At 34.0% G+C, this 14,087-nt stretch carries 11 protein-coding genes and 1 pseudogene; 11 read left to right on the top strand and 1 reads right to left on the bottom strand.

Annotated features, from left to right (window positions below):
* Positions 1-61 precede the first annotated feature (61 nt).
* The 5 genes from rlmF to uvrB all read left to right on the top strand — a co-directional run bounded on the left by rlmF (position 62) and on the right by uvrB (position 8,917).
* The gene (gene rlmF, locus ACNQF8_RS09050) at positions 62-1,021 is read left to right on the top strand and encodes a 23S rRNA (adenine(1618)-N(6))-methyltransferase RlmF (protein WP_417952366.1); all 960 of its coding nucleotides are present in this window, start codon (positions 62-64) and stop codon (positions 1,019-1,021) included.
* Positions 1,022-1,418: 397 nt separating this feature from the next.
* A complete protein-coding gene (locus ACNQF8_RS09045) occupies positions 1,419-2,030 on the top strand; it encodes an RNA polymerase sigma factor (protein ID WP_417952367.1) in 612 nt (203 codons plus the stop codon).
* A gap of 90 nt (positions 2,031-2,120) precedes the next feature.
* Positions 2,121-3,230: a FecR family protein gene (locus ACNQF8_RS09040; protein WP_417952368.1), complete on the top strand. Its 1,110-nt coding sequence runs from the start codon at positions 2,121-2,123 to the stop codon at positions 3,228-3,230.
* Between the two features lie 204 nt (positions 3,231-3,434).
* Positions 3,435-6,800 (top strand): TonB-dependent receptor domain-containing protein, encoded by a 3,366-nt coding sequence (locus ACNQF8_RS09035; protein WP_417983494.1) that lies wholly within the window; start codon positions 3,435-3,437, stop codon positions 6,798-6,800.
* 125 nt (positions 6,801-6,925) lie between these two features.
* Positions 6,926-8,917 (top strand): excinuclease ABC subunit UvrB, encoded by a 1,992-nt coding sequence (uvrB, locus tag ACNQF8_RS09030; RefSeq protein ID WP_315210103.1) that lies wholly within the window; start codon positions 6,926-6,928, stop codon positions 8,915-8,917.
* Here the strand turns inward: uvrB and ACNQF8_RS09025 are convergent.
* Positions 8,914-9,315 carry an excinuclease ABC subunit B gene (locus tag ACNQF8_RS09025; RefSeq protein WP_315210100.1) on the bottom strand — a complete coding sequence of 134 codons (402 nt, stop codon included), beginning with the start codon at positions 9,313-9,315 and terminating at the stop codon, positions 8,914-8,916. The two genes, uvrB and ACNQF8_RS09025, sit on opposite strands and share 4 nt — an antisense overlap.
* A 56-nt stretch (positions 9,316-9,371) precedes the next feature.
* Here ACNQF8_RS09025 and ACNQF8_RS09020 point away from each other — a divergent pair, with 56 nt between their 5' ends.
* The 6 genes and pseudogenes from ACNQF8_RS09020 to ACNQF8_RS08995 all read left to right on the top strand — a co-directional run bounded on the left by ACNQF8_RS09020 (position 9,372) and on the right by ACNQF8_RS08995 (position 14,081).
* Complete coding sequence (locus tag ACNQF8_RS09020) at positions 9,372-10,193, top strand: alpha/beta hydrolase (RefSeq protein ID WP_417953377.1); 822 nt, start codon at positions 9,372-9,374, stop codon at positions 10,191-10,193.
* Between the two features lie 50 nt (positions 10,194-10,243).
* Positions 10,244-11,255: pseudogene (locus tag ACNQF8_RS09015) on the top strand (dipeptide epimerase).
* 6 nt (positions 11,256-11,261) lie between these two features.
* Positions 11,262-12,293, top strand: a complete 1,032-nt coding sequence (locus tag ACNQF8_RS09010) for an aminotransferase class I/II-fold pyridoxal phosphate-dependent enzyme (protein ID WP_417952371.1) — start codon at positions 11,262-11,264, stop codon at positions 12,291-12,293.
* A gap of 58 nt (positions 12,294-12,351) precedes the next feature.
* Positions 12,352-12,819, top strand: coding sequence for a DUF1456 family protein (locus ACNQF8_RS09005; RefSeq protein ID WP_091166569.1), 468 nt, complete (start codon positions 12,352-12,354; stop codon positions 12,817-12,819).
* Between the two features lie 2 nt (positions 12,820-12,821).
* Positions 12,822-13,478, top strand: a complete 657-nt coding sequence (locus ACNQF8_RS09000; protein WP_417953378.1) for a Rossmann-fold NAD(P)-binding domain-containing protein — start codon at positions 12,822-12,824, stop codon at positions 13,476-13,478.
* 81 nt (positions 13,479-13,559) lie between these two features.
* Complete coding sequence (locus tag ACNQF8_RS08995; protein ID WP_417953379.1) at positions 13,560-14,081, top strand: hypothetical protein; 522 nt, start codon at positions 13,560-13,562, stop codon at positions 14,079-14,081.
* The last annotated feature ends 6 nt before the right edge of the window (positions 14,082-14,087 follow it).

Here is a 14,087-nt window from a genome sequence, read left to right as displayed (position 1 = left end):
CTAAGTAACGTTAGTGCTTTTACAAAATAGTTATGACTATATTTGCATCGAAATAAAGAAAATGAAAGCGAAAACGATTACCGAAAAGACTAATTTACATCCCAGAAATCTGGATAGATTTGGATATAATTTTGAGCAATTAATAGAAAAATCCCCTGAACTGCAACATTTTGTTTCTATCAACGAGCATAATATTGAGACTATTGATTTTAGTAATCCTGATGCCGTAAAGTCACTCAACAAGGCGTTATTATTATTACATTATGACATTCAAAACTGGGATATTCCTAAAAATTATCTTTGTCCACCCATTCCCGGAAGAGCAGATTACATTCATTATATAGCAGATTTATTAGCCTCAGGTAATAACGGAATAATTCCTGAAGGAGAAACTGTTCAAGGTTTAGATATTGGTGTCGGTGCCAATTGCATTTATCCAATAATTGGTAATTCAGCTTACGGATGGAGTTTTGTAGGAACTGATATCGATTTACAAGCAATTAAAAATTGCAGCGCCATCATTGAAGAAAATCCAAAATTGATTGATGCCATCAGTTTACAGCAACAAACGGAATCGCGTTTTATTTTTAAAAATATAATCACTCCTGAAGACAAATTTACGTTTACCATTTGCAATCCTCCTTTTCATGCCTCACAAGATGAAGCTACAAAAAGTACGGTTCGAAAAATCAATAATTTAGAATCTCGAAGCGCCACGAGCAAAGTAACTAAACCTGTTTTAAATTTTGGTGGTCATAATGCTGAACTGTGGTGTGAAGGCGGAGAATTAGGTTTTGTTACCCAAATGATTTACGAAAGTGCTAAATATCCGATGCAGTGTTTATGGTTTACCACTTTGGTGTCCAAAAAAGAGAATCTTTCCAGTCTTTACAAAACATTAAACAAAGTAAGTGCTGTCGAAATTAAAACGATTGATATGGCTCAAGGCCAAAAAACAAGCCGAATTGTAGCTTGGACTTTCCTGAGTGCAGCACAACAAAAAAACTGGAAGTTCGAATAAAAAACTCCTTTTCATTTATGTATTCAATCCCTCCAATCATTCTTCATAGTTGGGGAATTAGTCTATACCTATAATTTTTCCTATTATACATTTAAAATGAAGCCCTCAAAAACCTTCCATTATTAAATCAATAATTAAAGTTCCATAAATTTATTTTACCGAAAAAAACATACAACTATTTAGGAATAGTTGTATTTCTTCCTGTTTTTAAGAACAAAAATTAATTTTAACATAATTTTACGTAAATTTGGTAAAGAAATCTTTAAAAAATTATAAAGAAATTTCTTTTTACGATGCGTCAAAAAGGCAACTTAAAAGCGCATTATTTAAACCAAATTAACTATTCTTTTTTCAGATTATTTTTGGTGTTTAAAATCCGTGATCTAATTCAAACTAAATGGTAGAAAAGCAACCGTTACATACCGAAATCCTTGATGATTCCAAACTTTGGAACAGTCTGAAAGAAGGGAATGAAAATGCTTTTTCAATACTTTTTAAAAGACATTATTCTCATTTAGTCCGTTATGGAAACTCCTTTCTTCCTTTTCCCGAAAAAGTGCAAGATTGCGTTCAAGACGTTTTTACAGACATCTGGATTTACAGAGAGAAATTGAGTGACAAAGTGGTTGTAAAAGCCTATTTATTAGCTTGTGTTCGTAAGAGAATTACCAGATCACAAGAACGGGATCGTATTTTTAGGCTGAGTAGTTCAATAGATACTGTTGAATTTTTATTTGATTTTTCAATTGAACACGACCTTATCTCAGATGAAACCACAGCTACTAAAGTGTCACATCTCAATCATCTGATAAATGATTTGCCTTCTCGACAAAAAGAAGCTTTATATCTTCGCTACACCCAAGAACTTACCGTAGACCAAATTGCTGATACACTTGACATTAATTATCAATCAGCAAACAATCTTTTGCACCGAGCGCTGTTAAGTTTACGCAAAGATTGGAAAGGAAACATCTTTTTTATTTTAATGCTGTTTTCATTTGCATTTTAGTCTTTCAAAAATAAATTCAAAAAAATATACTATTTAGTGAGTATCAATTAAAAAAATTGTTCTCTATACAGTTGTAACCCCTTTTTTTTGATGCAACACCGTAATAATTATACTGAGATAGAACACTTTTTAGCTGATGAATCATTCCGATTATGGGTGTGTTTCAAAGACGACCAACAAGAATGGGAAGAATGGACTTTAGAAAATTCCAGTCGTGCAAAATTGGTTGAAGAAGCCCGATTATGGTTGTTAGCGATGAAAGTTCCTAATGATAATTTAACTACGGATGACGTTCAACATGCTCTGGAAGCTACTTGGGGGAAAATTGAAAGAACAGAAGAAAATAAAAAGGAGAAACCAGTTCTTAAACTTTTAAGAAAAAAATGGTTTAACGGAGTTGCTGCTGTTTTAATTTTAAGTCTTTTAACCGGCTGGTTATACAATCAAACCAACAGTGATGATAATTCCGCACTAACTTACAGCGATCTTATCAATGAAAATGAAGAAGGTTTAGTTGAACAAACTAACAATTCAGACAAACCACAAATCATAACATTATCCGATGGAAGTTCTGTTTTACTGCAACCCAACAGTAAATTAAGTTATCCTAAAATATTTGTAGGCAATGAAAGAAAAGTGTACCTATCTGGTGAAGGCTTTTTCGAAATCAGTAAAGATCCTAAAAAGCCGTTTTTTGTCTTTGCGAATGAAATTGTTACTAAAGTAGTAGGAACCAGTTTTAAAATAAAAGCATACGCTAATCAGCCAAATGTGGAAGTGGTGGTTCGAACTGGAAAAGTAAAAGTAAGATCTAATGAATTAATTGCAAATCCAAAAGACCAACTGATTGTTTTATTACCGAATCAAGCCTTGCGATTCGTTCGGAAAAATTTAAGTTTTAATAAAATTACCGATATAACACAAGATGAATCATTAATTAATTCTACAAGTAATATCGAGCAATTAGGATTTGAATTCACAGATATACCTGTGGCACAAATTTTCAAAACTATCGAGCAGGCGTATTTAGTGAAAATTGATTTTCCTCAAACTAAATTAAAAGATTGTTATCTAACTACGTCTTTAAGCGATCAGCCTTTGCCTGAAAAACTTAAAATCATCTGCAAAAGTCTTGGAAACAATACGAGTTATGAAATGAATGGAAACCAAATTAGTATTATATCCGATGGATGTAATTAATCGTAAATTGTCTATGAATAAAAATATATAATGAAAAAAGCGCCGAAAATGCTGTAACATTCTCGACGCCTTAAATAAAATCAATTCGCTCTCTGTAAAGAGCAATTGCAGTGTTCAACCAATACCCTTACTAACGAATATTAATAAAAACCGTCCAAAACTATGAAAAAAACCGTCCTTAAACAACGACTACTAATTCGAATTATGAAAATAACCTTATTTCAATTTGTTTTAGCCCTTGTCTTTTCAAGTGTAACAATAGCGAACAATATCAGAGGTCAAAAAAAGTTGGACACTAAGGTAACTATTACCGTGACCGATTTGAACTTAGATACTGCGCTGACAAAACTTGAGAAGTTGGCACATGTGAAATTTTCGTACAATTCGAGAATGTCACAATTGAATCAAAAAGTGAGTGTTTACGCTAACAACGAAGCATTGTCAAGTGTATTGACACGCATTTTGAAACCATTAAAAATGAACTATACCGAAGTAAGTAATCAAATTATTTTACAAAAAGAAGGTATTGCAAGCACAGGAATGAATAGAGATATTTTCTCTACTTTAAATCAAAATACAATTGCCGAAATCATTAAAGGCCGAGTAGTTGATGAAAAAGGAGAATCTTTACCAGGCGTAACTATTCTTGTCAAAGGAACTACTAAAGGTACAACAACAGATATTGATGGAAGTTATACCATCAGTGCTGAAATTGGAGACGTTTTACAATTTTCTTATGTGGGACTTGAAACGAAATCAGTTACTGTTACAGGAACAACATTAAACGTTACTTTAACTGGAAGTGGAGAAACACTACAAGATGTTGTGGTGATAGGTTCCCGTAATCCAACCAGAACTGTAACAGAATCTGCTGTACCTATTGATGTAATTTCTATGAAAGAGATTGCTTCACAAGGAGCTCAAGTAAACTTAAATCAAATCTTAAACATGGTTGCGCCATCGTTTACATCAAACACTCAAACGGTTGCTGATGGAACGGATCATATTGACCCAGCACAATTAAGAGGTTTAGGACCGGATCAAGTTTTGGTTTTAGTAAATGGAAAAAGAAGACATACTTCTTCGTTAGTAAATATTAACGGATCTCCAGGTAGAGGATCTGTAGGAACAGATTTAAATGCTATTCCTGCTTTTGCCATCGAAAAAATTGAAGTATTAAGAGACGGAGCTTCTGCTCAATATGGATCTGATGCCATTGCTGGTGTAATCAACATCAATGTTAAGAAAAATACAAACAAACTAGAAGTAAACCTTTTTGGAGGAGGAAATCTTTCTAAAGGAGCAAATGATCATGATGGCGGTTTTGATGGTGGTAACTACCAATTAGACTTAAACTACGGGACAAATCTTGGTAAAGAAAAAAGTTTTATCAATGCTACTGGTAGTTTCCAACTTAGAGATGCTACAAGCAGAGCAAAAGATGTAACTGGAACTTTATTCAATGGTTATAATGCCGTTGAACAAAGAGCTGCAGAAGCTGGAACAAATATTAATGCATTGTTTGGAAACATAACAAATACTCCAAATACAGCTCAAATCCTTACTACAATAAAACAGTATGCTCCAGGTGTATCTTATTTCACAGGTGCACAGCAAACTGCAATACTTGGTGCCACTACTATTTCTCAAATGCAAACAGCATTAAATTTTGATGCTACAGCAGGTGAATTAGCTTACAGAGGTCTTGAAAGAAAAAATTTCAATATGAGAGTGGGACAATCTTCGTTACAAAGTGCCCAATTCTTTTTAAATGCTGCTTATCCAATCAATGATAAATTAGAAGCCTATGCCTTTGGAGGAACAAGTTTCAGAGAAGGAGAAGCTGCTGGTTTTTATAGAAGACCTAATCAAGCCAGATCATACACAGGATTGTATGCAAACGGATTTTTACCGGAAATACATTCTACAATCAACGACGTCTCAGTTGCTGCTGGACTTAGAGGTATGTTATTCGAAAACTGGAATTTTGATTTAAGCAACACTTTTGGAAGAAATGCTTTTAATTATGGAGTTGAAAACACAGTCAATGCTTCTTTAAGAGAAAATTCTCCTACTGAATTTGACGCCGGTGGTTTGGCTTTCGCCCAAAACACAACAAACTTTGACATGAACAGAAAATTTGATGTTCTTAAAGGATTAAACGTGGCTTTTGGTGCAGAGTACCGTCATGAAAATTTCTCAATCAATGCGGGTGAACCTGATTCTTACAATCAATATGATATTAATGGAGGAGTTGTAACAGGAACTACAGCTACAAATATAAGAGTTACTGACTTTTTTGGAGCAGCAAGACCAGGAGGAGCTCAAGTATTTCCTGGTTTCAGACCAGCAAATGCAATTGATAAAGACCGTAATAGTGTGGCTCTTTATACTGATTTAGAATTAGACGTTACCGATAAATGGTTAGTAAACGGAGCGTTGCGTTTTGAAAATTATTCTGATTTTGGAAACACAACTAATTTCAAGTTAGCGACTCGTTATAAACTAACAGAAAACATCAATTTACGTGGTGCTGTTTCAACTGGATTTAGAGCGCCATCATTGCACCAAATCTATTTCAATTCAACCGCTACACAATTCGTAGGCGGTGTACCATTTGAGGTAGGAACTTTCAGTAATGATTCGCAAGCAGCACAATTATTAGGAATTCCTAAATTGAAACAAGAAGAATCTCAAAGTGCCAGCGTTGGTTTTACAGCTAAAATACCAGAAGCCAATTTAACCTTGACTGCTGATGCTTATATTGTAAAAATTGATGACAGAGTGGTTCTTACTGATCAGTTTTCTAGACCAGGCGGAACTCCTGCGGCAGGAACTCCAAATGCAATTTTGAATGGATTATTTGATACAGCTGGTGCAACTGCAGCGACTTTCTTTGCAAACGCAATTGACACGGAATCAAAAGGAATTGATATTGTGATTAGTCACAAAACGAGTTTTGGAAATAACGTTTCTTTAAAAACTGATTTATCAGGAACTTTTTCTAATACTTACCGAGTAGGAGAAATTAAAGCTTCACCAGTATTAGAAGCTGCAGGTCAGATAAACAGATACTATTCTGAAGCAAGTAGAGTGTACTTACAAGAAGCAATTCCTAGAGTTAAAGCTAATTTAACCAATTCTATTACCTACAAAAAATTCGATTTCTTCTTGAGAAATGTTTATTTTGGTAAAGTTACAGACCCAAATACTGCTGACGTAAATGGAGATGGAAGAGTTGAAGGTGTTATTGTAAACGGTCAAGCAGTAGAAATTGAGCACCCAATTTGGGGAGCAAAAATCATTACTGATTTATCTGTTGGTTTCAAAATTACTAGTGCTGCCAAAATTGTTATTGGAGCTAATAATATTTTTGATATTTATCCAGATGCAAATCTTGGTACACAAACTGCAATCAGACCTAGATTAGTATCAGGAGCTATTGATTATACAGCTGCTCCTGCAACAATCGATTTATCAAATGCAAATCAATTTGTATATTCAAGAAACGTATCTCAATTTGGTCAAAACGGTCGTTTTGTTTTTGCCCGATTGAACTTCAGTTTCTAAGAATTATTTTTTTTATTAAAAACCATCCTGTTAAAGCAGGATGGTTTTTTTTTGGCTAAAACTTTGGTAAAAAAAGAATTCAAACTTTGTACCTTTACAATTCTATAACTTTGCCCCTTAATTCAATGAATTTTCAAGTAGTATCCGATTACCAGCCAAAAGGCGACCAACCGCAAGCGATTGAAAAATTAGCCCAAGGGATTATAGATGGTGATAAATTCCAAACTTTATTAGGAGTTACCGGATCAGGAAAAACATTCACGGTGGCCAATGTAATACAGGAAGTACAAAGACCAACATTAGTTTTGGCTCACAACAAAACTTTGGCGGCTCAATTATACTCGGAATTCAAGCAGTTTTTTCCGAATAATGCCGTGGAATATTTCGTTTCGTATTACGATTATTACCAGCCCGAAGCTTTTATGCCCGTAACCGGTGTTTTCATTGAAAAGGATTTATCCATCAATGAAGAACTGGAAAAAATGCGAATGTCAACAACCGCTTCGTTGCTTTCCGGACGAAGAGATATTTTGGTTGTAGCATCAGTTTCCTGTTTGTACGGTATTGGAAATCCGATAGAATTTCAGAAAAACTTGATTCCAATTGAGAAAGGACAAATTATTTCTCGGACCAAATTATTGCATCAACTAGTGCAAAGTTTATATTCAAGAACCGAAGCTGATTTTAATCCCGGAAGTTTCAGAATAAAAGGTGATACTGTAGATGTTTATCCAAGTTATGCTGATGAAGCTTATCGAGTTCATTTCTTTGGTGATGAAATAGAGGAAATTGAAAGTTTCGATACCAAGAATTCTCAGGTTCTTGAAAAATTTGACAAACTGACGATTTACCCTGCTAATATGTTTGTAACTTCTCCAGATGTTTTGCAGGGTGCAATTTGGGAAATCCAACAGGATTTAGTAAAACAAGTTGATTATTTCAAGGAAATAGGAAAACATCTCGAAGCAAAACGATTGGAAGAACGTACTAATTTTGATTTAGAAATGATTCGCGAACTGGGTTACTGCTCTGGAATTGAAAATTATTCCCGTTACCTAGACGGTCGTTTACCCGGAACTAGGCCTTTTTGCTTACTCGATTATTTCCCGAAAGATTACTTAATGGTTGTGGATGAAAGTCACGTAACACTTTCGCAAGTTAGCGCTATGTATGGTGGAGATCGAAGCCGAAAAGAAAATTTAGTGGAATATGGTTTCCGACTTCCGGCAGCGATGGACAATCGTCCTTTGAAGTTTGAAGAATTTGAAGCGATGCAAAACCAAGTGATTTACGTTTCGGCAACACCTGCCGATTATGAATTACAAAAAACAGAAGGTGTCGTTGTGGAGCAAGTAATTCGTCCAACAGGATTACTGGATCCAATCATTGAAATTCGACCAAGTTTAAACCAAATTGATGATTTAATTGAAGAAATTCAAGTTCGAGCAGAAATTGACGAACGTGTTTTGGTGACAACTTTAACCAAAAGAATGGCGGAAGAATTAGCTAAATATTTAACCAAAGTTAATATTCGATGTCGCTATATTCACTCTGAAGTAGATACTTTGGAACGAATAGAAATCATGCAAGATTTACGAAAAGGAATTTTTGATGTATTGATTGGTGTCAATTTACTTCGTGAAGGTTTGGATTTACCCGAAGTTTCTTTGGTTGCCATTTTAGATGCAGATAAAGAAGGTTTTTTACGAAGCCATCGTTCGCTTACGCAAACAATTGGTCGTGCAGCGAGAAACCTTAACGGTAAAGCAATTATGTATGCGGATAAAATTACGGCAAGCATGCAAAAGACCATTGATGAAACCAATTATCGCAGAACCAAACAAATTAATTACAATACTGCCAATAATTTGGTACCACAAGCCTTGAATAAAAAAATCGAAAGTGCCTTTACCAAAAATCCATTAGCAGATTATGAATTAGGCTATACTAATTCAATTGCTGCAGAACCAGTTACTGAATATTTATCAAAACCCGATATTGAGAAACGCATTCGAGAAAAACGAAAAAATATGGAAAAAGCTGCTAAAGAATTAGACTTTATGCAGGCCGCTAAATTACGTGATGAAATAAAAGCGTTGCAAGGGCAATTGTCTTAATTGTGTTGTTCCTGAAAAACATTCAATAAAATCTCGCCATCAATAATAGCATTTGGTGCTTCATTCATCAACTTAAGAATTCGTTTTGTGGCTATAGGATTAAGTCCCATATCAATCGCAATTTGCTGTATAGTTGTCATTTCTTTTTCATGTAAAATCCCATCACAATACATCAACAAAGCCAATCTATAAAATTGTTGAATGCGTAAAAACTCACTTTTAATAGGTAATTGTGGTAATTCCTGATGAAATAAATCTTTAAAAACATCTATTTCAAAACTCAATTCCTTAGCAATAATTGCTAAAAAATCATATTCTCTCTTATGCAAATGTCCATCAACAGTGGAAAAAGCAATCATCTCTAAAAGTAAACTCCTCTTTTCTTCGAATGTATTCATCAAATTATTATTTTTAGCTAAAATATTGTTTTTAAATCAAAACACAAAAACTAATAATGAATCGACTAAAGTTCCTACTCCTACTCTTCTTTTTTACAATAGCAAAAATTGCTGCTCAGGACTCTAAACAGTCAAATCAAAGTACTGCGTCAAAACAAGTTTCAACCTTTACGATTGAGGCGCCACAACTGCAAATGGAAAAGAAAATTTGGGTGTATTTACCCGATAATTATTTAACTTCAAAAAAGAAATTCTCCATAATTTACATGCATGATGCGCAAAATTTGTTCGACGCTAAAACTTCCTATTCAGGAGAATGGAATGTGGATGAAAAACTTGACAGCCTAAAAGCACAAGTTATTGTTGTAGGAATCGAACATGGAAATGACAAACGTATTGATGAATTAACACCTTTTAAAAATGAGAAATATGGTGGTGGAAAAGCGGATAGTTATTTAGAATTTATCGTAAAAACATTAAAACCACACATTGACAAAACGTATAGAACAAAAACCAAAAAGAAAAATACTATTATCATGGGAAGTTCCCTTGGTGGTCTGACTTCTTATTATGCGGTTTTAAAATACCCAGAAATATTTGGAAAAGCGGGTGTTTTATCACCTTCGTTTTGGTATAGTAAAGACATTTATACTCTGACAGAAAAATCCAAAAAGATAAAGTCGAAAATCTATTTTCTATATGGCGATGCTGAAAGTGATGACATGGTTTCGGATTTGAATAAAATGGAATATTTATTAAATTCAAATAGATGTTACTGTCTTAATTTGAATGAAAAGAAAATTGTAAAAGGCGGACAACATAATGAAAAATTATGGAGGGATGGTTTTATAAAAGCCGTTTTATGGCTTGGTTATTAAATCTCCTGTTTAAAGAAACTTATTAATTTTAAGTACAAAATCAGATTCAAATGGAACTAATATTAAGAGAATACAACCTCAAATTAAAACATACATTCACGATTTCGAGAGAATCAATAGACTTTCAACCTTCTTTGATTGTGGAATTAAAAAGTGACGGTTTCTCCGGTTTTGGCGAAGCAACTTCCAATCCGTATTACAAAACAACCGTTCCGGTAATGATGCAGGATTTAGAAAAAATTCGCACCATAATCGAAACCACTACAAATGAAACACCTGAAGATTTCTGGTCAAAAATCCATCCGTATTTAAAACACGATATGTTTGCGCTATGCGCTTTGGATATGGCATACAATGATTTATATGCGCGCAAAAAAGGAAAGAAATTGTATGAATTGTGGAATTATGCCACCGACAAAAATCCATTGACAGATTACACAATTGGAATTGCATCCATCGAAAAAATGGTGGCAAAAATGAAGGAACTGCCTTGGCCGATTTATAAAATAAAAATTGGGAACCAAAGAAGATATTGCCATTGTCAAAGAACTTCGAAAACATACTAATGCCATTTTTAGAATTGACGCCAATTGCGGTTGGGGCATTGAAGAAACCATAAATAATGCTGTGGAATTGAAAAAATTAGGTGTAGAATTCTTGGAGCAACCCATGAAAGCCGACAATTGGGAAGGACACGAGGAAGTTTTTAAACACTCTGTTTTACCGATTATCGCTGACGAAAGTTGTATTATAGAAGAAGATGTAGCCAAATGTCATAACCATTTTCATGGTGTAAATGTCAAATTAGTAAAATGTGGTGGACTGACGCCCGGAAGACTAATGATTCAGGAAGCCAAGAAATTAGGTTTAAAAACGATGGTGGGTTGCATGACCGAATCAACTGTAGGAATTTCTGCGATTGCACATTTATTGCCACAACTGGATTATGTAGATATGGACGGCGCATTGCTTTTGGCAGAAGATATTGCGACCGGTGTGACAATCGATTTTGGAAAAATAACCTATTCTGACTTAAACGGAACGGGTGTAACATTAATTTGATTTTAAATGAAAGTCAACCAATTTCCGGATCGAACAATTGAAATCGAGAATGAAGAATATCTTTATTTTGGTGGAACGGCTTATTTAGGTTTGCCAACGCATCCAGAATTTCAAAAACTGCTTATCAAAAATATTTTGCGTTGGGGAACAGCTTATGGAAGTTCCAGAAGTGCCAATATCCAACTAAGCGCATATGAAGATGGAGAACGATTTTTAGCCGATTTCATAAAAGCGGATGCGGCACTTACGGTTTCTTCGGGCATGCTAGCGGGAAAATTACTTATTGAAATTCTGATACCGGAAACCGATTTATTTTTTCACTTTCCGGATACGCACGCGGCCATCAAAGTGCCAAATAGCTTACCAGTTTTTATCGGAGAAAAATTGAATCCTCGTTTGTTGGATAATACAAATGAAAAAATTACGATTCTAACCGACTCGGTTCCATCATTTCATGTACAGCCAATGGATTTTTCTATTCTGAATTCGATTTCTTCGAATAAAGAAATTACTGTGGTTGTAGACGAATCGCATTCGCTTGGGATTCTGGGAAGGAATGGTTGCGGGATTTATTCGAATATTGATCTTCCGAATATTAAAAGAAAAATCATGATCGCGTCTTTGGGTAAAGCTTTCGGATTGACGGGAGGCGTAATTGCCAGCGATTCCGAATTTATTATTCAGATGGCAACTCACGATACTTTTGTTTCCAGTGCCGGAATGAATGCCGCATTTGTGCAAACCATTGCTGATGCAACAGTAATCTATTTGCAACAGCATAAAAAATTAAAAGATAATTTAAACTACATTAATACTCATTTAATTAAAAATAGAGCAGTCCTTTTTGATCCTGAATATCCGCTCATTTATCCGGAAATCGAAGGAATAAATGAAATTTTCACGGCGAATAAAATTATTGTAACCAATTTTAAATATCCAACGGACACCAAAGATTTAAACAGAATTGTAATTACTGCCAATCATAAAAAAAAAGATTTGGATACCATAATTCACTTTCTGAACCAAAACCAATTCTGAATCTAAAATTGTGGTCCAATTGCTTTTAAACCGTACATTTGTAAAAAATTAGAATATGATGACAAATAACGATATCTTTAAAAAACTTCGTGTAGCCTTAATGTTACGTGACGATCAAATAGTTGAAATATTAGAATTAGTAGATTTTAGAATCACTAAATCAGAATTGGGTGCTTTTTTCCGTGATGAAAAACATGAAAATTACATGGAATGTGGTGACCAAGTGTTGCGTAACTTCCTAAATGCATTGGTAATTCACTTGCGTGGAACAAAAGAAAATCCAAAAAATCCAAATGATGTTTTAGCGAAACACAAAGCTCAAATTCCTGTAAAAGAAGGAGCTTCGGAAAGAGCAGAATTCAAAGCAAAACCAAGAGACGAAGAAAGATCAAGAGGCGATGAAAGTCCATCAAAATCGAAACCTGCTGCTAAGAAACCGTTCAAAAAACAATTCTCAAAAGGAACTCCAAAAGTTCAAGTTGTGGAGAAAGTGAAATTTAATTTCGGCAAAAATAAAAAATCATAACTGTGAAAACAGCATTAATTATTGGCAGCACCGGTTTAATAGGCTCAGAGTTATTGAATTTACTTTTGGAAAGTTCACAGTACGCTAAAGTAATCACTTTCGTAAAAAGAGATACAGGAATAAAGCATCCAAAATTGACGCAACACATCATTGATTTTGACAAGCCGGAAACCTATAAAGATTTAGTTGTTGGCGATGATTTCTTTTGCACGATTGGTACAACAATCAAAAAAGCGGGAAGTAAAAAAGATTTTAGAAAAGTAGATTTTGAATATCCACGGCAGTTTGCAGCTTTTGCATTGCAAAATAAAGTCCAGAAATACTTGATTATTTCCTCTCTTAGCGCTGATGCAAATTCTGGAAATTTCTATTTGAAAACAAAAGGAGAAATTCAAGATTTCCTTAAAGATTGTAATTTCGAAAGCGTTGCTGTATTGCAACCTTCACTTCTTTTGGGAAACCGAACTGAATTTAGATTCGGAGAAAAAGTGGGTGCGTTTTTCATGAAAACACTTTCCTTTTTATTCCAGGGAAATTTAAAAAAATATAAACCTATCGAAGGTAAAACCGTCGCTAAAGCACTTTTGAAAATTGCACAAACAAATAAAAAAGGTTTCAAAATATACGAATCGGATGTGATTCAAGAAATTGGAAACTAATACAATATCAAAATCCTGAATGAGAGTTCAGGATTTTTTTTTGTATATTTAGTTCATCTAAATGAATTTATACCTTCAAATATGAAATATCTCCTAACCTTCTCAATATTATTTTTCACAACTTTATTTTTCGGACAAAACAATAAAAGTGAAGAACCAGCAGTGTTTATTGATTTAAACTTAGTTCCCAGTAATACAATTGAATACATCGACCCAAATGAAATTGAATCAATAAATGTTGTCAAAAAGGACACCACAATAAATGGTGTTTTGTTTCGTGGTCAAATTAACATTACTTCCAAAAACCCTAAGAAATATGATTTTATAAGTTTGGAACAAATTAAATCTGAATTTACCAAAATCAAAAGTAACGATGTCATTTATATGGTAAATGGAACATTTATAAAAGACAATATTGCCACTTTCAAATTAGACCGAAACTATATTTTAAAAGTTGAAATTACTAATTCAGAAGAATTTTATAACTTAAGAGAGGGTAATGCCAAATTTGACATTATCAACATCTTGGGTAAAACGAAAGAAAATTTAGAAAATAAAAATAAGATTTTATTAAGAGGTCATGAAGCAATAGGAGTCAAATAGATTTCC

The sequence above is a fragment of the Flavobacterium labens genome, assembly GCF_048286755.1.
Lineage (GTDB): Bacteria > Bacteroidota > Bacteroidia > Flavobacteriales > Flavobacteriaceae > Flavobacterium.
Note: the sequence above shows the minus strand (reverse complement) of the source record. Positions and strands in the feature narration are given on the sequence as shown.

Bases quoted from the DNA above. Each gene is read 5' to 3' on its own strand.
- ACNQF8_RS09025 (WP_315210100.1), bottom strand. From the start codon at position 9,315: ATGAATACATTCGAAGAAAAGAGGAGTTTACTTTTAGAGATGATTGCT.
- rlmF (WP_417952366.1), top strand. From the start codon at position 62: ATGAAAGCGAAAACGATTACCGAAAAGACTAATTTACATCCCAGAAAT.
- ACNQF8_RS09020 (WP_417953377.1), top strand. From the start codon at position 9,372: ATGAATCGACTAAAGTTCCTACTCCTACTCTTCTTTTTTACAATAGCA.
- ACNQF8_RS09040 (WP_417952368.1), top strand. From the start codon at position 2,121: ATGCAACACCGTAATAATTATACTGAGATAGAACACTTTTTAGCTGAT.
- ACNQF8_RS09045 (WP_417952367.1), top strand. From the start codon at position 1,419: ATGGTAGAAAAGCAACCGTTACATACCGAAATCCTTGATGATTCCAAA.
- ACNQF8_RS08995 (WP_417953379.1), top strand. From the start codon at position 13,560: ATGAAATATCTCCTAACCTTCTCAATATTATTTTTCACAACTTTATTT.
- uvrB (WP_315210103.1), top strand. From the start codon at position 6,926: ATGAATTTTCAAGTAGTATCCGATTACCAGCCAAAAGGCGACCAACCG.
- ACNQF8_RS09010 (WP_417952371.1), top strand. From the start codon at position 11,262: ATGAAAGTCAACCAATTTCCGGATCGAACAATTGAAATCGAGAATGAA.
- ACNQF8_RS09035 (WP_417983494.1), top strand. From the start codon at position 3,435: ATGAAAATAACCTTATTTCAATTTGTTTTAGCCCTTGTCTTTTCAAGT.
- ACNQF8_RS09005 (WP_091166569.1), top strand. From the start codon at position 12,352: ATGACAAATAACGATATCTTTAAAAAACTTCGTGTAGCCTTAATGTTA.